The sequence below is a fragment of the Parageobacillus galactosidasius genome, from assembly GCF_002217735.1.
GTDB lineage: Bacteria > Bacillota > Bacilli > Bacillales > Anoxybacillaceae > Parageobacillus_B > Parageobacillus_B toebii.
In genome coordinates this window covers 1,133,518-1,156,932 of sequence record NZ_NDYL01000001.1, presented here as the reverse complement: position 1 = coordinate 1,156,932, position 23,415 = coordinate 1,133,518, and the positions used below count along the sequence as shown (strand labels likewise).

Genomic DNA, 23,415 nt, shown 5'->3' with positions numbered 1-23,415 from the left:
TTCGTCTGTTCCAACGAAGCTACACCTTCTTTCGTAATGATGCGATAAAAAATCCGTCCGACCCAAAATAATGTGGAAGAAGATGCAGTTGCCCGTTGTGAACGTATGGTTGTACTTTTTCGGGCAACCGCAGTTTCATCGTTTCATCTGGTGAAAATTCTGGGTGATCGTCTAAAAATTGAGCAATGACCGCCTCATTTTCATCACGGTCAATCGTACATGTGCTATATACAAGCGTACCGCCCTTTTTTAACAATGGCGCAACTGCGTGCAAAATTTCACGTTGCAACGCCACAAGGGAAGGAATATCTGCTTCCGTTTTTGCATATTTAATATCTGGTTTACGGCGGATGACGCCAAACCCCGAGCACGGGGCATCAACTAAAATTTTATCAAACATCTCCCGCTCAAATACTTCGCCTAAACGTCTGCTATCAAGCACACGCGCAGAAATATTCGTAAGCTGCAGTCGTTTCGCATTCTCCTCGATTAAATTCACTTTATGTTCATGAATATCCGCACATATTACTTGTCCGGTGTTGTTCATTAACTCTGCGATATGGGTCGATTTTCCGCCCGGCGCAGCACAACTGTCAAGAACGCGCTCATGTTCTTTCGGTCCAAGCGCCCGCGCCACTAACATCGAGCTTTCGTCTTGAATCGTAATCCATCCGCGGCGAAACGCATCCGTGTGCGCAAGATTTCCTCTTTTCGCTTGAATCGCTTCCTCTGCCACCTCGCCGAGTACCACTTCCATTCCTTCTTGCTTGAGCTTGTCTATTGCTTCCTCGACAGTTATTCTTGCGGTATTCACCCTAGCCGTTTGCTTTGGCGGCAACAAGTTCGTTTCACACATCCGTTTTGTTTCTTCAAGTCCGTATTGCTCGACCCAGCGCTTGACAAGCCAGAGTGGATGGCTTGTCGCAACGGCTAGCCGCTCCACTTCATCTTCTATTTTCTCAAGAGGCGGCATCCCTTGACGTTGAATGGCGCGCATCACCCCGTTAACCAGCGAAGCGACCCCTTGATGCCCTCGTTTTTTCGCAATTTCCACCGCTTCGAAAATCGCCGCGCGGTCAGGGATGCGGTCTAAATACAATACTTGATAAAGGGTCAAGCGAAGAAGCACGCGAACCCACCGCTCTAGTTTGCGCGCTTTTTTCAAAAACGGGGTCAAATAATAATCGAGCGTATCCCGGCGCTGAATCGTTCCGTACACAATTTCCGTCAACAGCCGGACATCTCTTTCGGAAAGACGATGCGTCTCAATCATTTTATTTAATAATAAATTGCTGTACGCTTCTTTTTCTTCGACAGCCAACAATGTTTCCAAAGCGACTTCTCGTACGTTTTTAGCTTTCATGTTCATCTCCTAGCTTCATTCCAATAGTGAGATGGGCGCCGGCGCCGCGCAAAAATTGCGCCGCATTCATCCGTTTTTTCCCCGCCGGCTGCAATTCTGTAATTTTAATTGCCGTTTCATTGCCGGTCGCAACAACAATTCCATCCTGTACGATATCAATAATCGTTCCGGGTTCTGCTTTTTTCGGAGCCGGAACTTTTTCTCCCCACCAAACCTTCCATACATTTCCGGCAAACGTTGTATATGCAACTGGCCACGGGTGCAAGCCGCGTATATGGTTATAAATGTCTTCTCCCGGCTTTGTCCAATCAATCTTTTCTTGTTCGCGTTTAATATTATACGCATATGTTGCTTTTTCATCGTCTTGTTTGATTGGAGTTAATTTTCCAGCTACTAATTGCGGAATCGTTTCTGATAACAGTTTTGCCCCGGCAATGCTTAATTTATCATGAAGCGTGCCAACCGTATCGGTTTCGGTAATCGGTACTTCCACTTGTGTTAAAATATCGCCGGCATCGAGCTTTTCCACCATATACATAATCGTGACGCCTGTTTTTGTCTTTCCTTGCAAAATCGCATAATGAATCGGAGCGCCGCCACGCAATTCCGGAAGCAATGAAGCATGGACGTTAATGCAGCCGTATTTCGGAGCATCGAGCAATGCTTTCGGCAAAATTTGGCCAAACGCCGCTGTCACAATTAAATCTGGCTTGAACGCCAACACTTGTTCATATTGTTCTTTTTCACGAATTTTTGTCGGCTGCAATACCGGAATTCCGTGTTTTTCCGCTTCCACTTTGACAGGCGGCGGTGTCAACTCCCGCTTTCTTCCTTTCGGTTTATCCGGCTGTGTAACGACGGCAGCAATGTTATAGCCATCTTCTATTAGCTGCTTCAATATAGGAACAGAAAAATCCGGTGTTCCCATAAACACAACTTTTATCATCTTTCCATCATCTACCCTTCTAATTCCTCCGGATCGTAATAACGAATTACTTTCGAAGTAAACAATATTCCGTTTAAATGGTCGATTTCATGTTGAAGCGCGCGCGCTAAAAATTCGGTTGCTTCAAGCGTAAACACCCGACCGCGCCGATCTTGAGCACGGACTTTTACATAATTGGCGCGTTTTACTTCACCAAACAGCCCTGGAAAACTTAGACAGCCTTCCGGACCGATTTGCTCCCCGCGCGCTTCTATAATGCGCGGATTGATCAGTTCAATCCGGCCGTGCTTGTCACCGACATCGACAACGGCAATTTGTTTCGCGATTCCGACTTGAGGCGCGGCTAAGCCGACGCCGTCCGCATCTATCATTGTTTCATACATGTCATTTAACAGCTGAATAAGCTGACGGTCAAATTGTTTTACCGGTTCGCACACCGTTTCTAAAATATCCGCTGGGTATGTCACAATTGGTAAGATTGCCAACACAATTCCTCCATTTACATCATTGTATATGGGTTCGTATCGATCGTAATCGATAAATCTCCTTGGGAAACATCGTGCTGATAACGATCGATAACCGCTTTTAATACCCGTGTCATGTTCGGCTCCCGTTTGTATTTTATCATGCATTGATAGCGATATCTATCATGAAGGCGAGCAATCGGTGAAGCAACGGGACCAAGAATAATGGCTTCATTCGACAGCTGTGCCCGCAAATACGCCGCGATCTTTTCTGTCACGGCCACCGCTTTCGTTATTTCCGGATGTGATACGGTGATTAATGTCAAATAGTAAAATGGCGGGTAGCCGTACATTTTACGAAGCACCATTTCTCTTTGATAAAATGCATCATAATCGTGTTTAGCGGCAAGCGTGATGCTGTAATGCTCCGGCGTATACGTTTGGATGACGACTTCGCCGGGAAGCTCGTGGCGCCCGGCGCGCCCGCTTACTTGTGTCAACAGCTGAAATGTTTTTTCTGAAGCGCGAAAATCAGGAAGATGGAGCATCGTATCTGCGGCCAACACGCCGACAAGCGTTACTTTTGGAAAATCAAGACCTTTGGCAATCATTTGTGTGCCAAGCAAAATATCGGCCTTCCCTGCGCCAAACTCAGCAAGCAGCCGTTCGTGGGCGCCTTTGCGGCTCGTTGTGTCGACATCCATGCGGATCACGCGCGCTTCGGGAAGCAGTTTCGTCAATTCTTCTTCCACTTTTTGCGTTCCCGTTCCAAAAAAGCGAATATGCTCACTTCCGCATGATGGACAGCGATACGTAATCGGCTCCTCGTGCCCGCAATAATGGCATTTTAATCGCTGCTCGACCCGATGATACGTCAATGAAATATCACAATGTGGACAACGAATCACATAACCGCAATCACGGCACATAACAAATGTCGAGTAGCCGCGCCGATTTAAAAACAATACAGATTGTTCTCCTTTATGAAGACGGTCTTTCAACTTCTCAAATAACGAGCGCGAAAACATCGAACGGTTTCCGCTCCGCAGTTCTTCCCGCATATCTACAACATGAACGTCCGGCATCCCATTATCGCTTACCCGCTTTTGTAATGTCAGTAACTGATATACCCCTTTTTTCGCCCGCGCAAACGATTCGAGCGAAGGAGTAGCGCTGCCGAGTACGACAGGACATCCGTGGACGCGGGCGCGGTAAATCGCCACATCACGGGCGTGATAACGCGGATTTTCTTCTTGTTTGTAACTTGTCTCATGTTCTTCATCAATAATAATCATGCCGAGATTTTCAAACGGAGCGAAAATAGCAGAACGGGCGCCGACGACAAGCTGCACTTCTTTCCGATGAATTTTTCGCCATTCATCATATTTTTCACCGACAGACAAGCCGCTATGAAGCACTGCCACTTGTGAACCGAAACGCCCTTTAAACCGTTCGACCATTTGCGGCGTCAGCGAAATTTCTGGAACAAGAACAATCGCTTCTTTTCCTTGCCGCAATACTTCTTCAATCGCTTGCATGTAAACTTCTGTTTTTCCGCTTCCCGTCACGCCGTATAGCAAAAACACCTCATGCTCATTGGCTCTTACGCGCTCAACAATGGCGGAAAGTGCTTTTTCTTGCTCATCGGTAAGCGGAAGCGGCGCTGTTTTTGAAAACGAACGATGCTCATATGGATCGCGATATACTTCGATTTCTTTTTCTACAACGAGTCCTTTTGCGGTCAACGCTTTCAGCGAAGCATAGGAAGCATCGGTCTGCTCTAACAGCTGCTTCAACGGCATTGCTTCATCCGCAGACAGAAGAACCGTTAACAACTGTTTTTGCTTGGCGGCGTTTGCCGGCAATGCGTTAATGGCACGCGCGATTTCTTCATGCGATTGCGCCAGTTCCACGTACTTCACCGTTTTTGCTGTTGCTTTTTCTTTTACATGGTATACGACTTCTAAATGGCCTTGTTGAATCGCCTTTTGCAACGGCCAAAGCAGATCGCTATGCTCCACTTCTTTCCAATCAATGGCAGTGCGATCCACAAAAAGCGGCTGAATCGCTTCTGGCAGTAAAAAGCGATTTTCTGTACGAACGAGCCGGATTTCCTTTTCATATTTTGCTTTCATCGCTGCCGGAAGCATCGCTTGGTAAGCGGAAATCGCAAAACAAAGCGTCGTTTCTGTTAAATATTTCCCTAACTCGAGCAGCTCTTCGTTTAATACAGGGGTGACATCTAACACTTCTTCAATCGGTTTCAATGTTTTTACGTCCGAGTGGGACTTAATATCGATCACAAACCCTTGCAATCGCCGCGGACCGAACGGAACGGTGACACGCATGCCTGGCTGCAATACATCTTCCCATTTTTTTGGGATGGCATAATCAAAAGGCCGATCCGTCTGACGCGAAGGAACATCTACAATAACCGCTGCTACTTTCATCGAATCGCCTCGATATAATGATGAATTTCTTTTAAAATTTCTTCTGCTACTTGTTTTTTCGGCAAAAGTGGCAGCGAACGTACGGAGCCGTCGCGTTTGAAAATGGTCACAATATTCGTGTCGCCAGCAAACCCCGCTCCTTCTTCCGAGACGTTGTTGGCAACGACCAAATCCAGCCGTTTGCTTTCTAATTTTTGCCGGGCATATTCCTCAACATGGTCCGTTTCCGCCGCAAATCCGACTAAAATTTGCGTCGTTTTTTGTTCACCTAGCGTTTTTAAAATATCAACCGTTCTTTCCATTTCAATCACATAGTCGCCCGGCTGTTTTTTTATTTTTTGATCAAACACATGCTTCGGTCGATAGTCAGCCACCGCCGCCGTTTTGATGACGATATCCACATGCGGAAAGCGATCCATCACCGCTTCATACATTTCTTGCGCAGACTCTACTCGAACGGTTTCTACGTTTGCTGGCGCATCCAGCTCCGTAGGGCCAGAAATGAGTGTCACCTCCGCACCAAAGCGCGCTGCCGCTTCCGCAATCGCATAGCCCATTTTCCCTGTGGAACGATTAGAAAAAAAGCGGACAGGATCTAATTTTTCACGCGTCGGTCCCGCGGTGACAAGAACTTTTTTTCCTTTTAAGAAAGGATTGAGAGAGGCAAAATATGTTTCGATATTGTCAATAATTTTTTCTGGTTCTTCTAGCCTCCCTTTTCCGACATATCCGCAAGCTAAATACCCTTCCGATGGCTCAATAAAGCGATAGCCAAAGCGATATAGCGTTTCGATATTGGCTTGCACTGCCGGATGTTCGTACATATGAACATTCATTGCCGGCGCGATCCATACCGGCGCTTTTGTCGCTAAAAGCGTTGTTGTAATCATGTTGTCGGCAATGCCGTTTGCCAATTTTCCAATTGTATTGGCGGTAGCAGGGGCAACAAGAACAAGATCAGCCCAATCTGCGACATCAATATGAGCAATTACCGCTGGATTTTTTTCTTCAAATGTATCCACATATACTTCGTTGCGTGATAATGCTTGGAATGTAAGCGGAGTAATGAATTGACAGGCAGCTTCACTCATCATTACTTTCACATTGGCACCGCGCTGGGTTAATTGGCTCGTTAAGGCAGCGGCTTTATAAGCTGCAATTCCCCCTGTTACACATAATAAAATGTTCTTTCCATTCACCATATTAGAAACACCTCTACTATACTTTTGTAAAAAAATAACAACCTAACAGCTAGGTTGTTATTTTTCTTCTACTAATTCGATATGGTCCGCAGCAATTTCCTCTAAAGCTTGCCCAACAAATTTTTTCGACACCGGATTTTTAATGGTTAATTCTTCATTTTCCTGAAGTTGACGCGCGCGTTTCGCTGCAACCGTAACAAGCTTATATTTCGAATCGACCTTTTGCATCAATAGATCGATGGAAGGATATAACATGTTTTATTCCACCCCCAACATTTTTTTATAGCGTTTTGCCACACGTTCTCGTCGGCAATGTTCAGCAATCACGATCGCTTTAATCCGCTCGCACGCGAGCTCGACTTTATCGTTTTCCACGACATAATCGTAAGCATCCATCATTTCAAGTTCTTCTTTTGCTGCTTTCAAACGATTTTGAATGAGCTCTTCTGACTCTGTACCGCGCGCTATAATTCGTTTTTCCAATTCGCTTAAACTTGGAGGGGCAAGGAAGATAAAAAGACCTTCCGGAAACACTTTGCGCACTTGAAGCGCCCCTTGCACTTCAATTTCCAAGAACACATCTTTTCCTTCTTGCAACGTTTTTTCCACATAATCAATTGGAGTTCCATAGTAATTGCCAACGTATTCTGCCCACTCAAGCAATTTGTTTTCACGAATCATTTGCTCAAATTCTTCGCGCGTTTTAAAGAAGTAATCGACACCATCGACTTCTCCTTCCCGCGGTTTCCTTGTCGTTACGGAAACGGAATAATGCAAATTAATATCCGGCTGGGAAAACAATGCTTTTCGCACCGTTCCTTTTCCAACGCCAGACGGTCCAGACAACACAATCAATAATCCTCTTTCACTCATAGATATATAAAACCCTACCCTTCCTCCGATAAATCATCGCTTCCATATAAACGATTGGCTACTGTTTCCGGTTGAACGGAAGATAATATGACATGATCGCTGTCCATAATAATGACAGCCCGTGTTCTCCTTCCATGAGTGGCATCAACTAATTTTCCGCTTTCTCTCGCATCTTGAATAATTCGTTTAATTGGTGCTGAATCGGGGCTGACAATCGTAATAATGCGAGCGGCTGATACCATATTTCCATATCCGATATTAATAAATTTTATCCCCACGAAATGCCCACCTGCCATAAAAATTATTGTTGCCGCAATTGGGCAGTTCTAAACGATTACTCGATATTTTGCACTTGCTCTTTCATCTTTTCGAGCGCGCTTTTCATCTCTACTACTTGCGCAGCAATTCGGCTATCGTTCGCTTTTGCCCCGATCGTATTCACTTCTCGGTTTAACTCTTGTACTAAAAAGTCAAGCTTTCGACCGATTGGTTCGTCTTTTTCGAGCGTTGCGGCAACTTGCTTAAGGTGGCTGCGAATCCGCTTTAGCTCTTCGTTAATGTCCGCTTTTTCCGCGAAAATCGCCACCTCTGTTAAAATGCGTGACTCATCGGCAGGAAGTGGAACAAGCTCATTGATACGTTTCATTAACCGCTCGCGATAATGATCAATGACGCAAGGGGCCCACTCCTCAATCGCTTGCACGCTTTTTTCAATACTAGAAAGCTGCGTTTTTATATCAACAAGGAGCGCCTCACCTTCCTGCTTACGCATAAATGCAAGTTGCTCTGCTGCCTCTTTGACTGCTGCAAGTAACAGTTGCTCCATTTCCTCATTGTTGGTTTCTTCTTCAATAATTTCCGCAACACCTTCGAGCTGAAATAAGTGGGAAAGTGTCACACGATCATGCAAAGAAAACTGCTCATTCGCTCTTTGCAAACTATTATAATACTCCTTCATTAAATCCCAATCAATATGTAATTTTCGCTTCACCAATCCATCGCCTTCGATATTGACAAAAACTTCGATTTTTCCCCGTTTCACGTACTGCAAAATTGCTTTTTTTATTTTATCCTCAAAAACAATCCATTGTCTAGGGATGCGGATGGAAATTTCACAAAAGCGGTGGTTCACTGACTTCATTTCCACGGTAATGCTTAGCTGTTCATTCTTTTTCGTGCTGCGTCCAAAGCCTGTCATGCTATAAACCATGTCATCACATCCGTTTATGTGAAATCCAAAAAAGAAAAGGTCATAGAGTGATCCTCTATCACCTTGGATATTATATCATATCTCTTTTTCATTTTCTCGTAAAAAGTGAACCGGAAAACAAAAATGTTGGAAGTGCCGCTAAACCAATAATGAGCAGCCAATCAAACGAAGCGATCGGCACGGTATGAAAAATTCCCTGCAGCGGTGGATAGTAAATCACGACAAGCAATAACAATATTGATATGATGACTGCTCCAACAAGGTATATATTTTCAAGCGGATTGCGGTCAAAAATCGAGCGCTCACACCGGCAGTCAAATACATGAATAAGCTGCGCCATCACTAACGTCGCAAACGCCACCGTCTGTGCATAAACAAGCTCATGCCCGCTTCGTTCATACGCGGTCATAAACGCCGCCAACGTCACCATTCCGATGGCAAAGCCGCGGCTGACAATTTTCCAGCCAAGTCCGCGAGCAAACACCCCTTCTTTCGGATGGCGCGGAGGACGTTTCATTACATTTTCTTCCGCGCGGTCAATCCCTAACGCCATCGCCGGAAGACCGTCGGTAACGAGGTTCACCCATAAAATTTGAATCGGCACAAGCGGAAGAGGCAAAGCAAGCAGCATCGCAAACAACATGACTAAAATTTCTCCAACATTGGATGCTAACAAATAGCGGATAAATTTGCGAATGTTTTCGTAAATATTTCTTCCTTCTTGAATCGCCGCTTGAATCGTTGCGAAATTATCATCTAATAACACAAGCGAAGCCGCTTCTTTCGCAACATCCGTTCCGGACCGTCCCATCGCCACACCTATATCGGCCGCCTTAATTGCCGGGGCATCGTTCACGCCGTCGCCCGTCATCGATACAATATGCCCTCGCCGTTGCAATGCTTTTACAATTTTTAATTTATGTTCCGGAGAAACGCGGGCAAATACATAAATATCATCGACTACTTCTTCAAGTTCATCTACCGAAAGCCGCGACAACGTTGGGCCGTCCATTATTTTTCCGTTCGGCGGCAGCACCCCAAGCTGCTTGGCAATCGCTTTGGCGGTAAGCACATGATCACCAGTGATCATGATTGTTTTAATGCCCGCTTCCTTGCACTGCTGCACCGCTTTTTTCACTTCTGGGCGCGGCGGGTCGATCATTCCTTGAATTCCGATAAACACGAGATTTTTCTCGGCCTCTTTTTCTGAAGTAATTCGCTCATAAGCTTGAAGCGGGCGATAAGCAATCGCAATCGTGCGGAGCGCTTGGCTCGCCATTTGATGGATGACATCTTTTACAGTCTTTCTCCATGCCGTTGTCATCATTTGCTCACGGCCGTTCCACCAAATTTGCTTACTCACTTGCAACAATACGTCTGGGGCTCCTTTTGTCACAATGAATCGTTTGCCTGCTTTATCTTTCACAATGACCGTCATCATTTTCCGGTCCGAATCAAATGGAAATTCTTGCTCCACGGTAAATTCGTTTTCGATGCGTTCTTTCGTCAATCCCGCCTTCATCGCGGCGACAAGCAAAGCGCCTTCGGTCGGATCGCCGTCAATGTAACGGCGTTTTTCTTTTTCTCTTAATTGTGAACTATTGCAAAGAACTCCAAACGTAAGCAATTGATGTAAGACTGTATCCTTTCTTGGATCAACAGGATGGCCGTTTTCATAAAATTGCCCGGATGTTTCAAGCCCTGTACCGCTGACTGAAAAGCTTTTCCCGCTTGCCCAAATATGCGTCACCGTCATCATATTTTCCGTCATTGTTCCTGTTTTGTCGGAACAAATGACAGAAGCGCATCCTAACGTTTCCACAGCCGGTAATTTGCGGACAATCGCGTTTTTCTTAATCATCCGCTGCACACCAAGCGCGAGCGCAATCGTTACAATCGCTGGCAATCCTTCTGGGATCGCGGCAACCGCTAGCGAAACACCTGCTAAAAACATTTCATATAAGCCGTGCCCTTGAATAACACCGACTGCGACAACGAGAATCGTAAGCAGCAGGGCAACAGCAATTAAAATTTTCCCAAGCTGCTCGAGCCTGTGCTGCAACGGAGTCATCACCGTTTCCGCTTCTTGAAGCAGATTCGCGATTTGTCCCATCGCCGTTTTCATTCCCGTTGCAATCACAATGCCAACGCCGCTTCCTCTTGTTACAAGGGTGCCCATGAAAGCCATATTATGTAAATCACCAATCGCAGCATTTTCGTTCATAAGCGGTGCGGCTGATTTCGCCGTTGGCACCGACTCACCCGTTAGCGCCGATTCTTCGATTTCCAGCCCTTTTGCATCAATTAAGCGAACATCGGCTCCGATTCGGTCTCCGCTTGAAAACTTGATAATATCGCCGACAACAAGTTCTTGCGATGGAATTTTCACCCATTCCCCATCGCGCAACACCGTCGCCTGCGGTGCCGATAATTGTTTCAGCGCCTCTAATGATTTCTCGGCACGCCGTTCTTGGAAAAATCCTAAAAATCCGTTCATGATGACAATAACAATGATGGCAACCGCATCGACATATTCGCCTAGCAGTCCCGAAATAACGGTAGCAACCAGCAACACAAGCACCATAAAATCTTTAAACTGATTCAAAAACAACAAAAGCGCCGACTGTTTTTTCGCTTCTTTTAACTCGTTATATCCGAACCGTTTCAGACGCTTTTTCGCTTCTTCTGTCGTTAATCCTGTAGCGATGTTCGTGTTCGTTTCCTTCGCGACTTCATTGGATGCGAGCGTATGCCATTGCATCGACGTTTCTCCCTCCTCTTCGCTTCTCTATGAAAGCTTATTCAGACATGTCCAAAAAAATGATATGATATTAATGTAAAAAATAAGCAGAAAGGTGTTTTTCCATGGCATTTGACGGAGTATTTACATACGCAATGACAAAAGAGTTGCAACAAGCGCTTGAAGGAGGGCGCATCACGAAAATTCATCAGCCGTTTGCCCACGAACTCGTATTGCAAATCCGCTCGTACGGGCGAAATTATAAATTGCTGCTGTCTGCGCATCCGAGCTATGCGCGCGTTCATTTAACGAATGAAACGTATGACAATCCGGCAGAACCGCCGATGTTTTGTATGCTTTTGCGCAAACATTTAGAAGGAAGCATCATCGAAGCGATCCGCCAAGTCGATTTCGACCGCATCATCACTATTGAGACAAAAGGGAGAAACGAGATTGGCGATATCCATACTAGACAGCTCATCATCGAAATTATGGGACGGCATAGCAACATTATTTTGATCGACAAAGATACAAACACGATTATCGACAGCATTAAACACCTCTCCCCTGCCGTCAACCGGTATCGTACGGTGCTTCCTGGCCATGAGTACATCGCACCGCCATCGCACGGGAAAATAAATCCGCTTGAAGCAACCGAAGAAACAGTCTTGAAAAAAATTGATTTTCATGCGGGGAAATTAGCGGAGCAGCTCGTTGCTGCATTTTCGGGCATTTCGCCGCTCTTAGCAAAAGAAATCGTTTTTCGCGCCGGGCTGGCGAATCGGGCAACACTGCCGAAAAGCTTTATCGCAGTGATGGATGAGGTGCGCTCCCATCGCTTTGCGCCCGCAATGTACACAAACGGGGAAAAAGAATGGTTTTACGTGCTTCCGCTTGCCCACCTGCAGGCAGAAGCAAAGCCGTTTGACACGCTCAGCAAGCTTCTTGACCGCTTTTACTTTGGCAAAGCCGAGCGCGACCGCGTCAAACAGCAAGCTCACGACCTCGAGCGGTTTATCGCAAACGAAAAAGCGAAAAATGAAAAAAAGCTGATCAAGCTGAAACAAACATTAGAGGAGGCAAAACAAGCGGAACAATATCGGCTTTACGGGGAACTGTTAACCGCTAACCTGTACGCCATCGAGCGGGGAATGAAAGAAATCGAAGTGATCAACTATTACGACGAAAACGGCGCGACGGTGACGATTCCGCTCGATCCGCAAAAATCGCCATCGGAAAACGCGCAAAGCTATTTTCAAAAATACCAAAAAGCGAAAAACTCGTTAAACGTCGTCCAAGAACAAATTAAGCGCACGAACGAAGAAATCGCTTATTTCAATACGCTTCTCCAGCAGCTGGAAACCGCTGCGCCGAAAGATGTCGAGGAAATTCGCGAGGAGTTGATCGAACAAGGATATTTGCGGGCGCGCGCCACGAAACAAACGAAAAAGCAAAAACCACGGAAGATCGAGCTGGATCGCTACGTCGCAAGCGACGGCACGGAAATTCTGGTTGGGAAAAACAACAAGCAAAACGATTATTTAACAACAAAACTAGCGCATAAAGACGAGATTTGGCTGCATACGAAAGACATTCCCGGCTCACACGTCGTCATCCGCAGCAAAAACCCGTCAGAGCAAACAATTGCGGAGGCGGCCAACCTCGCCGCCTACTTCAGCAAAGCGCGCCAATCGAGCTCCGTTCCCGTCGACTACACGCGCGTCCGCTATGTGAAAAAACCGAGCGGCGCCAAACCGGGTTTTGTGATTTACGAAAACCAGCAAACGATTTACGTCACGCCGGATGAGGATTTGGTGATTCGAATGAAAAAGCAATAACATAACAAATACCTCCCACGCTTCGTGTTGGGAGGTATTTCTTTATGTGAATATTTCTTCGAGATTTAATGCCAACCCCAGAAAACAAACCGATTGGACAACGCCCGTCCCTGCTTTGATATCGGCTTGTTCATATAATCCTTCCTCATTTAACGTATAAACCGTAATCGCGTCCTTCATCGGATTCACAATCCAATATTCTTTCACACCGTAGGCCATATATAAGTTAAACTTTGTCACTAAATCATGCGCCTGATTGGAAGGGCTTAATATTTCCACAATCAGTGTAGGAACACCGATATATTTCGTCTCGGTAAACCCTTTTTCATCACAAATAATGCTAAGGTCGGGAATGACCACTTTTCGATCAGGAAACTTCTCGCTAACTAACTCGATGTCTGTCGGCGCGGCAAATACTTTGTACTTTTCCCTTTTCAAATAAATTCCGAACTGCGTATGAATATTGCTCGAAACAAGCTGATGTTTAATGCTTGGGGAAGGAGTCATATACACGACGCCGTCAATATATTCCAAGCGTTCTTCGCTTTTCTCCCGCAGCGCTAAATATTCTTCATACGAAACGTTGGAAAATCGCGGTAAGGACATCATAATCCCTCTTTTCCTCTCTTATATACTTCTATTATATTACCTGCTCTCCTTAATCAAAAGAACGGAGCCGGATCATGAAAAAAAGAGCGCGTTCCGCTGTGCGCTCTCTTACTCGCATCCATTTTATTTTCCCCACTCTTCCGGGTTTTCCCGCCATTTTCTTAAAGTGGTGAGGTCTTGTTCTGTCACGACGCCCAGTTCGACTGCGGTTTCAATAAGTGTGTCGTAATCTGTCAGTGTATACACTTCTACGTTATTTTCCGCAAATGCTTGTTTTGCTTTTTCGAGTCCGTACGTAAAAATGGCGACGATACCAAGTACTTGACAGCCTGCTTCCCGCAATGCGCGGACGGCATTCAAAGAGCTTCCGCCTGTAGAAATTAAGTCCTCAACGACAACGACCTTTTGTCCTTTGTCGACTTTTCCTTCAATCTGCTTTCCTTTTCCGTGGCCTTTTGCTTGGCTGCGCACGTAGCACATCGGCAGGTTTAGCCGTTCACTGACCCATGCCGCATGTGGAATGCCGGCTGTGGCCGTTCCGGCGATTGCTTCGATGTTGGAAAAATGTGCGCGGATCAGCTTAGTGAGCCCATCGGCGATCGCGTTTCGTACGTTCGGATACGCAAGTGTAAGACGGTTATCGCAATAAATCGGCGATTTTAATCCGGACGACCAAGTAAACGGTTCTTGCGGCTCTAGCGATACCGCACCAATTTCAAGCAAATGTGCAGCGATTTCTTTTTTCATTTCTTCTCTTCTCCCTTCCATTCCTGTTGCAAACGCTCATAAGCCGCAATTGGATTTTCTGCGCAGGTAATGCTTCTACCGATGACAATAAAGCTTGCGCCGAGTTTTTTTGCTTCATATGGGGTGACGACGCGGACTTGATCGTTTTTTTCATCATCGGCAAAGCGAATGCCTGGGGTAACGGTCAAAAAGGCTTCTCCGCAATGTTTGCGGATAAGCGGCACTTCTTTTGCCGAGCAGACGACCCCGTCAAGCCCGCTTTGTTTCGCCAGTGCCGCGTAATGAAGCACCGTTTCTTCCATTGTCCGGCCGATCCAAAGTTCGTTATGCAGCATTTGCTCGCTTGTGCTTGTCAGCTGCGTGACGGCGATGCAATATGGACGGCGCGCTCCGTTTGGCGTTCCCGCTTCTAATCCTTCGAGCGCCGCTTCCATCATCCGCGTTCCACCGGCGGCATGGACGTTGACTAAATCGACCTCTAAACGGGCCAATCCCTGCATGGCGCGTTTGACCGTATTCGGAATATCATGCAGCTTTAAATCAAGGAAAATCCGGTGTCCTTGTTCTTTTAAGCTATGAATGATCGCGGGACCTTCTTGATAGTATAATTCCATGCCCACTTTGACAAATAGCGATGTATGAGAAAATGGCTGTAAAAATGTTCGTACTTCCTTGCCCGACGAAAAATCAAGCGCCACAATAAACGGATCGTTCACCTTTTTTCCAGCTCCTTCCCATGCATTCGGAAATGTGGTCGATGCCAAGCTCGTCCAAAAGCGCCGGCAGTTTGTCAATAATGTTCGGGCAGACAAACGGGTCGATAAAATTCGCCGTCCCAATTGCGACGGCGCTGGCGCCGGCATAGAAAAACTCAATGACATCTTCAGCAGATTGAATGCCGCCCATGCCGATAATCGGAATCGAAACGGCTTGGCTTACTTCATAAATCATGCGGATCGCAATCGGCTTAATCGCCGGTCCCGATAATCCCCCGGTTCGGTTCGCCAAAATCGGCTTTGCCGTTTTCACATCGATGCGCATGCCAAGAAGTGTATTAATCATCGTTAGTCCGTCCGCTCCCGCCGCTTCAATCGCTTTCGCCATCTCGACAATGTTGGTGACGTTTGGCGAAAGCTTGACATAGACAGGCACTTCGGACACTTCTTTCACGAGCTTCGTGAGTTCTGCGGCAATTTCCGGAACGGTGCCAAACGCAATGCCGCCTTTTTTGACATTTGGACAGGAAATATTGAGCTCGAGCGCGTGAACATTTGGCGCTTTGGAAATATGTTTGGCAACCTCTACATATTCCTCCATCGTCGAGCCAGCCACATTCGCGATAATCGGAACATCAAATTGCGCAAGCCACGGCAGTTCTTCTTTCATTACTTTTTCTAAGCCAGGGTTTTGCAGACCGATGGCGTTTAGCATTCCGCTTGGCGTTTCCGCCACTCTTGGCGTCGGATTGCCAAAGCGCGGTTCTTTTGTTGTCGCTTTGATCATAATCGCGCCAAGCTTGCTTAAGTCATAAAATTGCGCATATTCGCGGCCAAATCCGAAACATCCTGATGCCGGCATAATCGGATTTTTAAGCGAAAGCCCCGGCAGTTCAACCGCTAAACGGTTCATAACACCACCTCCCCAGCTTTAAACACAGGACCGTCGCTGCATACTTTTTTATACGCCGTTTCACTGCCAGGAACGCGGCAGACACAGGCAAAACACGCGCCGATGCCGCAACCCATCCGTTCTTCTAATGAAAGATATACTTCTTTATCTGGAAACATTTGTTCTAGCGCCTTTAACATCGGTTTCGGCCCGCACGCGTACAAGACGTCAAACGAAATCGCCCGCTCATGGATGACATCGGTGACAAATCCTTTCGTTCCGTGAGAGCCATCGACAGTAGCGATATACGTTTCCCCGAACTCGGCAAACTCCCGTTCATAAAAGACGACCTCTTTCGTTTGAAAGCCGAGCACGCTTGTGACGATAACTCCTTTTTTGACAAGTTGTTTCGCTAATTCGTAAAGCGGAGGAACACCGATGCCGCCGCCGACAAAAAGCGCGCGCTGTCCTTTCTCTACGGCATCGAGTGGAAATCCGTTTCCGAGCGGGCCGAGCACGTCGATTGTTTCCCCAGGCCGTTTTTCCGAAAGCAATGTCGTGCCAATTCCTTCTTTCCGATAAATGAGCGTACATTCCCTCGCATCTTGATCGATGCGGCAAAGGCTAAGCGGACGGCGCAGGAGCGGGTCCGCTTGCGAAGTCACTTTCACATGGACAAATTGGCCTGGTGCATTCATTTCCTCAACTAAATGGCCGCTTAACGTTAGTTCATAAATGTTTTTTGCAATCGGCTTGTGACGGACAACCGTCATTTGTTCTTGTTTCATCATACGCGCACCATCCCTTGTGTCATCGCCGTTGTCGAAAACGTCATCGATTCGATGACTTGAAGCATCGCCTTCGCCGTATCCAGCGAGGTTAAGCATGGAATGCCGTTTTCGACCGCTTCACGGCGAATGCGGAATCCATCGCTTTCCGGCTGTTTTCCTTTTGTAAGCGTGTTGATGACAACTTGCGCTTTCCCTTGACGAATCACATCTAAAATGTTCGGCGATGCGGAATGGATTTTATTGACGACGGTTACCGGAATGTCCACCGCTTTTAACGCTTCCGCCGTGCCGTTTGTCGCGAGCAGCTGATAGCCAATTTGATAGAAACGTCTTGCAAGTTCAATCGCATCTTCTTTATCTTTATCGGCAACCGTCAATAGGACAGCTCCGTATGGACGAATATGGATTCCCGAAGCAACTAACCCTTTATATAACGCTTTTTCAAATGTCACGTCTTTGCCGATCACTTCGCCGGTTGATTTCATTTCCGGACCGAGCGAAATATCGACGTTGCGCAGTTTGGCAAATGAGAAGACCGGCGCTTTCACGTATACTCCTTCGATTTCTTGCCTCAAGCCTGTTTCATAGCCAAGTTCCGCGAGTTTCGCTCCTAAAATGACTTTCGTCGCGATATTCGCCATCGGCACATTGGTAATTTTGCTTAAAAACGGCACCGTGCGGCTTGAACGCGGATTCACCTCCAGCACGTACACTTCGCCTTGATACATAACAAATTGGATATTCAATAATCCAACAATGCGCAATCCTCTTGCCAATTTAATCGTGTAATCGACGATTTTTTGCTTGATGTCCTCCGTTAACGTTTGCGGCGGATAAACGGCAATCGAGTCGCCGGAATGCACGCCCGCCCGTTCGATATGTTCCATAATTCCCGGGATAAACACCGTTTCTCCGTCAGAAATCGCATCCACCTCGATTTCTTTTCCGATTAAATAACGATCGATGAGAACCGGATGCTGCGGGTTCACTTTGACGGCGTGCTCCATGTAGTGCAATAGCTCTTCTTCTTGATACACGATTTCCATTGCGCGGCCGCCAAGAACATACGATGGACGAACAAGCACCGGATAGCCGATTTCCTCAGCAATCCGCACCGCTTCCTCGACGGAAAATGCCGTTTTTCCTTGCGGCTGCGGAATGCCTAGCTCCGATAACGTTTGTTCAAATTTGTCACGGTCTTCGGCGCGGTCTAAGTCCTCAAGCGACGTTCCTAAAATGCGGACGCCTCGCGCCGCTAATTCGGCCGCCAAGTTGATTGCCGTCTGGCCGCCGAATTGCACGATAACCCCGATCGGCTTTTCTAAATCAATGACATGCATCACATCTTCAATGGTTAACGGCTCGAAATATAATTTGTCCGATATGCTGAAGTCGGTCGACACCGTTTCCGGATTGTTGTTGATAATAATCGCCTCATAGCCCGCTTCTTTAATCGCCCAGACCGAATGAACGGTCGCATAATCGAATTCAATCCCTTGCCCGATGCGAATTGGTCCTGAGCCGAGCACAACGACGCTTTCTCGGTCGGTGACGACCGATTCGTTTTCGTCTTCGTACGTGCTGTAGTAATACGGCGTTTCTGATTCAAATTCCGCCGCGCATGTATCCACCATTTTATATACAGGAATGATTCCTGCTTGTTTGCGCATCTCATACACATCGCGCTCACTCTTGTTCCAAAGCTTGGCGATGGCTACATCGGAAAAGCCCATTTCTTTCGCTTTTCGCAGTACTTCGATATCCCCCTTATAGTCACGAACAACGTTTTCAAAGCGGACGATGTTTTCGATTTTGGTTAAGAAAAATCGGTCAATTTGGCTCCACTCGTGAATTTGCTCGACAGTAAATCCGCGGCGCAGCGCCTCGGCAATATAGAAAAGGCGTTCATCTCCCGCTTTGCGAATCCGCTTTTCGATTAACTCATCTGATACATTTTCGGCATCTTTAAGTTCGAGATGGTAGACGTTCGTCTCAAGGGAGCGAACCGCTTTTAACAGTGACTCTTCTAGCGTCCGTCCGATCGCCATCACTTCGCCTGTAGCTTTCATTTGCGTGCCAAGACGGCGGTTGGCCGATTCGAATTTATCGAACGGAAAGCGCGGAATTTTCGTCACAACGTAATCGAGCGTTGGTTCAAAGCAAGCGTATGTTTTTCCTGTCACCGGATTAATGATTTCATCTAACGTTAAGCCGACGGCGATTTTCGCGGCGAGCTTGGCAATCGGATAGCCCGTTGCTTTCGACGCTAACGCCGATGAACGGCTGACGCGCGGGTTGACTTCAATGACGTAATAATGGAAGCTATGCGGATCGAGCGCCAGCTGCACATTGCAACCGCCTTCGATGCCAAGAGCGCGAATGATTCTTAGCGACGCGTTGCGCAGCAATTGATATTCGCGGTCGCTTAGCGTTTGGCTTGGAGCGACGACGATCGAATCGCCGGTGTGAATGCCGACCGGATCGATATTTTCCATATTGCAGACGACGATCGCGTTATCGTTGGCGTCGCGCATCACTTCATACTCGATTTCTTTATAGCCCGCGATGCTTTTTTCTAGCAAGCATTGATGAACAGGGCTTAGTTTTAACCCAGTAGAAACGATATCGATCAATTCTTCCTCGTTTTTGCAAATGCCGCCGCCAGTGCCGCCGAGCGTAAACGCCGGGCGGACGATAACCGGATAGCCGACCTTTTCCACGAAAGCGTATGCTTCTTCCAAGCTATGAATAATTTCGCTTTCCGGAACCGGTTCGCCAAGTTCGTTCATGAGCGCGCGAAATTGTTCGCGGTCTTCCGCTTTTTCAATTGCTTCTAATTTTGTTCCTAAAATTTCAACGCCGCATTCTGCGAGCACCCCCGTTCTAGCAAGCTCGACCGCCAAGTTTAGCCCAGTCTGTCCGCCAAGTGTCGGCAAAATCGCGTCCGGACGTTCTTTGCGGATAATGCGAGAAACGAATTCGAGCGTGAGCGGCTCCATATATACTTTGTCGGCAATTTCCGTATCGGTCATAATCGTTGCTGGATTGGAGTTAACTAAAATAACTTTGTATCCTTCTTCCTTTAGCGCCAAACATGCCTGTGTGCCCGCATAATCAAACTCCGCCGCCTGGCCGATGACAATCGGGCCGGAACCGATCACTAAAATTGTTTCAATGTCTTGGCGTTTAGGCATGAACGATTTCCCCTTTCTTTTTAAACTCGCGAATCATCTCAATAAACTCATCAAATAACGAGTTGGCGTCCTCAGGACCAGGTGAGGCTTCCGGGTGGTATTGCACCGTAAACGCCGGATAATCAAGATGCCGCAATCCTTCTACCGTGCCGTCGTTTAAAGCGATGTGGGTTACTTCTAATCTTGTGTGTTGCAATGATTCTTTTTTGACAGTATAGCCATGATTTTGTGAAGTGATCGCTACTTTTCCCGTCGCCAAATGCTTCACTGGATGGTTTGAGCCGCGATGGCCGAATTTCATTTTTTCCGTATCGGCGCCACAGGCGAGCGCGAACAGCTGATGGCCGAGGCAGATGCCAAAGAGCGGCACTTTGCCGAGAATGCCTCGAATCATTTCGATCGCTTCCGGCACATCTTTCGGGTCTCCAGGACCGTTTGATAACATTACTCCGTCCGGATGCAAACGTAATACATCTTCCGCGGTCGCGTTATATGGAAGCACAATCACATCGCAATTTCGTTTATTTAATTCGCGCAAAATGCCATGTTTCATGCCGAAATCAACGAGGACGACGCGATAGCCTCGCCCCGGGCTTGGATACGGGCTTTTTGTCGAGACGCGCTTCACTTGATCTCTCGGCAGTTCCGTTGTTTTCAAGTATTCGACAACCTCTTGCACGCTTGCATCTAAATCGCAGATCATTCCTTTGAGCGTGCCATATTTTCGAATAATCCGCGTTAATTTTCGCGTATCGATTCCTGATAACCCCGGGATCCGTTTTTCTTTTAAATACTGATCGAGCGTCATTTCGTTTCGCCAATTGGATGGTGAGTCGCACACTTCTTTAACAATGAAACCATGAACATGCGGTTCAATCGATTCAAAATCATCGTGATTAATGCCATAATTGCCGATGAGCGGATACGTCATTGTTACAATTTGTCCGCAATAAGAAGGATCGGTTAAAATTTCTTGATAACCGGTCATTCCCGTGTTAAACACCACTTCTCCGACCATTTTTTCCGTGCTGCCAAACGCGTCGCCGATAAAAAACGTACCGTCTTCTAATACAAGCTGCCGTTTCATTTATTCTCTTCCTTTCTGCCAAACTAGTTTTCCGCCGACAAACGTCATCACCGGCCAACCCTTACATTTCCAACCGGCAAATGGAGTATTTTTCCCTTTGGATACAAACGTCTGTGGATCAATTACTTCTTCGGTCTCTAAATCTATAATCGTAATATCCGCCCGCTCGCCGACAGCAAGCTTTCCAAGCGGCAAGCCGAAGCATTCAGCCGGCTTCACCGTCAGCAAATCAATCAGCTGCTTCAGTGTCAATATGTTCGTTTCGACCAAGTGGGTATAAAGGAGCGGAAACGCCGTTTCCAAACCGACAATGCCAAACGGGGCGGCATTGATTCCTTTTTGTTTTTCCGCTTCCGTATGCGGGGCATGGTCGGTTGCGATAAAGTCGATCGTGCCATCAAGCAGCCCCTCGATTAACGCCTCGCGGTCTTCTTTGCTGCGAAGCGGCGGATTCATCTTATAATTCGCGTCAGGGCCTGGAATATCTTCATCGCATAAAAGAAGATGATGCGGCGTCACTTCCGCGGTGACGCGAATTCCTGCCCGTTTTGCATCGCGGACAACGCGGACCGATTCTTTCGTGCTAATATGGCACACATGGTAGTGACATCCTGTTGCTTCCGCTAATAGCACATCACGTGCGATATGTACCGATTCGCATACGGATGGAATTCCATATAGCCCGTAGCGGTGCGCAAATTCGCCATCATGCACCACACCGCGATTCGCCAGCGTGTTATCTTCGCAATGGGCGACAATCGCCATATCTAGTGCAGCAGCCCGCTTCATCGCTTCATACATCATGCCGGCAGACTGCACGCCTACCCCGTCATCGGTAAACGCGAACGCACTTGCTTCTTTTAATGCGGCAAAGTCGGTCAGCTCTGTTCCTTGCTGGCCGACCGTAATGGCCGCATATGGAAGCACATGGACATAAGCCGTTTCGCGGATTCGCTTGCAAAGCCATTCCATTTGTTCTTTCGTATCCGGCACTGGTCGCGTATTCGGCATTGCCGCCACTGTGGTAAAACCACCTTTTGCTGCTGCCAGCGTTCCGGTGGCAATCGTTTCTTTCGCTTCGCCGCCCGGTTCGCGCAGGTGAACATGCAAATCGATAAATCCGGCTGATATCAACTTCCCTTGTACATCGATAACTTCGTCTGCTTCTTCACTGTGAAGCTTGGAGCCGATGGCGGTAATAAATCCATTTTCGATTTTTAGTTCTGTCCGTTCGATCACACCATCTTTATTGAACGACTTGCCATTTTTCAAAATAATTGCCATTGGCCATTCTCCCTTCTTCGATTGCTCGTTTTAACACAGCCATCCGCACATAGACTCCGTTTTCCATTTGCTTAAAAATGCGCGAGCGTTCCGATTCAACAAGGCTGCTTTCAATTTCGACATCGCGATTGACTGGCGCCGGATGCAAAATAATGCTGTTTGCTTTCATCTTTTTCGCCCGCTTTATCGTCAGTCCATAGCGCTCATGATACTGTTCTTTTGTCAGCCCCATTTTTTCCGCGTGCCGTTCATGCTGGATGCGCAGCAGCATGATGACATCCGCCTCCGCTACCGCTGTATCAATATCTACATACGTACCATATGGATTTGCTTCATCTTTCCATTCTTCGGGACTCGAAAATAACACCTTCGCTCCGAGTCTTGTCAGCACTTCGGCATTAGAGCGGGCTACGCGGCTGTGACGAATATCCCCGATGATTGCTGCAGTCAGCCCGGCAAATGTGCCAAACTCCTGCCGGATGGTGAGCAAATCTAAGAGCGATTGCGTCGGATGATGCCCGCAGCCGTCACCAGCGTTAATGATGGGAGTGCGGACCGTATGACGAAGCTCTTCAAAATACGCATCTTGCGAATGACGAATAACAAGCGCGTTTACCCCGATCGCCTCAAGCGTGCGGACCGTGTCGTACAATGTTTCTCCTTTTTGTACGCTCGACATATCGGCATCAAACGGAATCACGTGAAGCCCTAGTTTCCGTTCCGCCATTTCAAAGCTGCATTTTGTCCGTGTGCTTGGTTCAAAAAACAAATTGGCGATAAACATCGGTTCAGGCGGACGCCAAAAATGTCCTTTTCTAAATTGCTCCGCATCCTCTAATAATCGGATAATTTCCGTGACGGACAGTTCAGATAATGTAAACAAATGTGCCATCGTTTTCTCTCCTTTGCTTGATTTCTCATAAAAAAACACCCTGCCTAGAGACAGGGTGTTACACAGTTCGCAAAAAGGGACCAGAAAGCAACTTTCGTCTTTCCAGACAACGATCTA

At 47.1% G+C, this 23,415-nt stretch carries 20 protein-coding genes; 1 reads left to right on the top strand and 19 read right to left on the bottom strand.

The window, feature by feature from the left end; genetic code table 11:
* Positions 1–19: 19 nt before the first annotated feature.
* From rsmB to B9L23_RS06075, 10 genes are all read right to left on the bottom strand, one after another.
* Complete coding sequence (gene rsmB, locus B9L23_RS06120; protein WP_089097057.1) at positions 20–1,363, bottom strand: 16S rRNA (cytosine(967)-C(5))-methyltransferase RsmB; 1,344 nt, start codon at positions 1,361–1,363, stop codon at positions 20–22.
* Positions 1,353–2,309 (bottom strand): methionyl-tRNA formyltransferase, encoded by a 957-nt coding sequence (fmt, locus tag B9L23_RS06115; protein WP_015863397.1) that lies wholly within the window; start codon positions 2,307–2,309, stop codon positions 1,353–1,355. Before fmt ends, rsmB begins: the two co-directional genes overlap by 11 nt.
* A gap of 11 nt (positions 2,310–2,320) precedes the next feature.
* The gene (gene def, locus B9L23_RS06110; protein WP_062753439.1) at positions 2,321–2,794 is read right to left on the bottom strand and encodes a peptide deformylase; all 474 of its coding nucleotides are present in this window, start codon (positions 2,792–2,794) and stop codon (positions 2,321–2,323) included.
* 14 nt (positions 2,795–2,808) lie between these two features.
* Positions 2,809–5,223 (bottom strand): primosomal protein N', encoded by a 2,415-nt coding sequence (gene priA / locus B9L23_RS06105; protein ID WP_089097056.1) that lies wholly within the window; start codon positions 5,221–5,223, stop codon positions 2,809–2,811.
* Positions 5,220–6,425 (bottom strand): bifunctional phosphopantothenoylcysteine decarboxylase/phosphopantothenate--cysteine ligase CoaBC, encoded by a 1,206-nt coding sequence (coaBC, locus tag B9L23_RS06100; protein WP_089097055.1) that lies wholly within the window; start codon positions 6,423–6,425, stop codon positions 5,220–5,222. Before coaBC ends, priA begins: the two co-directional genes overlap by 4 nt.
* A gap of 57 nt (positions 6,426–6,482) precedes the next feature.
* Entirely contained in the window at positions 6,483–6,680 is a 198-nt protein-coding gene (gene rpoZ, locus B9L23_RS06095; protein ID WP_015863393.1) for a DNA-directed RNA polymerase subunit omega, read from the bottom strand.
* A 3-nt stretch (positions 6,681–6,683) separates the two neighbouring features.
* The gene (gmk, locus tag B9L23_RS06090; RefSeq protein WP_015863392.1) at positions 6,684–7,298 is read right to left on the bottom strand and encodes a guanylate kinase; all 615 of its coding nucleotides are present in this window, start codon (positions 7,296–7,298) and stop codon (positions 6,684–6,686) included.
* A 14-nt stretch (positions 7,299–7,312) separates the two neighbouring features.
* Positions 7,313–7,576 (bottom strand): extracellular matrix/biofilm regulator RemA, encoded by a 264-nt coding sequence (gene remA, locus B9L23_RS06085; protein WP_015863391.1) that lies wholly within the window; start codon positions 7,574–7,576, stop codon positions 7,313–7,315.
* Positions 7,577–7,632: 56 nt separating this feature from the next.
* Positions 7,633–8,508, bottom strand: coding sequence for a YicC/YloC family endoribonuclease (locus B9L23_RS06080; protein ID WP_089097054.1), 876 nt, complete (start codon positions 8,506–8,508; stop codon positions 7,633–7,635).
* Between the two features lie 88 nt (positions 8,509–8,596).
* Entirely contained in the window at positions 8,597–11,269 is a 2,673-nt protein-coding gene (locus B9L23_RS06075; protein ID WP_062753445.1) for a calcium-translocating P-type ATPase, SERCA-type, read from the bottom strand.
* Between the two features lie 104 nt (positions 11,270–11,373).
* Here B9L23_RS06075 and B9L23_RS06070 point away from each other — a divergent pair, with 104 nt between their 5' ends.
* Positions 11,374–13,086 (top strand): Rqc2 family fibronectin-binding protein, encoded by a 1,713-nt coding sequence (locus tag B9L23_RS06070; protein WP_089097053.1) that lies wholly within the window; start codon positions 11,374–11,376, stop codon positions 13,084–13,086.
* A 42-nt stretch (positions 13,087–13,128) separates the two neighbouring features.
* Here B9L23_RS06070 and B9L23_RS06065 read toward each other — a convergent pair whose 3' ends face one another.
* From B9L23_RS06065 to B9L23_RS06025, 9 genes are all read right to left on the bottom strand, one after another.
* Positions 13,129–13,692, bottom strand: a complete 564-nt coding sequence (locus B9L23_RS06065; RefSeq protein WP_089097052.1) for a Uma2 family endonuclease — start codon at positions 13,690–13,692, stop codon at positions 13,129–13,131.
* Between the two features lie 126 nt (positions 13,693–13,818).
* Positions 13,819–14,442, bottom strand: coding sequence for an orotate phosphoribosyltransferase (pyrE, locus tag B9L23_RS06060; RefSeq protein WP_081189372.1), 624 nt, complete (start codon positions 14,440–14,442; stop codon positions 13,819–13,821).
* Positions 14,439–15,158, bottom strand: coding sequence for an orotidine-5'-phosphate decarboxylase (gene pyrF / locus B9L23_RS06055; RefSeq protein WP_089097051.1), 720 nt, complete (start codon positions 15,156–15,158; stop codon positions 14,439–14,441). The genes pyrE and pyrF overlap by 4 nt, the downstream gene beginning before the upstream one ends.
* Positions 15,130–16,071, bottom strand: coding sequence for a dihydroorotate dehydrogenase (locus B9L23_RS06050; protein WP_089097050.1), 942 nt, complete (start codon positions 16,069–16,071; stop codon positions 15,130–15,132). Before B9L23_RS06050 ends, pyrF begins: the two co-directional genes overlap by 29 nt.
* Positions 16,068–16,841, bottom strand: a complete 774-nt coding sequence (locus B9L23_RS06045; RefSeq protein ID WP_089097049.1) for a dihydroorotate dehydrogenase electron transfer subunit — start codon at positions 16,839–16,841, stop codon at positions 16,068–16,070. Before B9L23_RS06045 ends, B9L23_RS06050 begins: the two co-directional genes overlap by 4 nt.
* Positions 16,838–20,035, bottom strand: coding sequence for a carbamoyl-phosphate synthase large subunit (gene carB / locus B9L23_RS06040; protein WP_089097048.1), 3,198 nt, complete (start codon positions 20,033–20,035; stop codon positions 16,838–16,840). Before carB ends, B9L23_RS06045 begins: the two co-directional genes overlap by 4 nt.
* Positions 20,028–21,122, bottom strand: coding sequence for a carbamoyl phosphate synthase small subunit (locus B9L23_RS06035; protein WP_089097047.1), 1,095 nt, complete (start codon positions 21,120–21,122; stop codon positions 20,028–20,030). The genes carB and B9L23_RS06035 overlap by 8 nt, the downstream gene beginning before the upstream one ends.
* The gene (locus tag B9L23_RS06030) at positions 21,123–22,406 is read right to left on the bottom strand and encodes a dihydroorotase (RefSeq protein WP_089097046.1); all 1,284 of its coding nucleotides are present in this window, start codon (positions 22,404–22,406) and stop codon (positions 21,123–21,125) included.
* Positions 22,369–23,298: an aspartate carbamoyltransferase catalytic subunit gene (locus B9L23_RS06025; protein ID WP_015863379.1), complete on the bottom strand. Its 930-nt coding sequence runs from the start codon at positions 23,296–23,298 to the stop codon at positions 22,369–22,371. Before B9L23_RS06025 ends, B9L23_RS06030 begins: the two co-directional genes overlap by 38 nt.
* Positions 23,299–23,415: the final 117 nt, after the last annotated feature.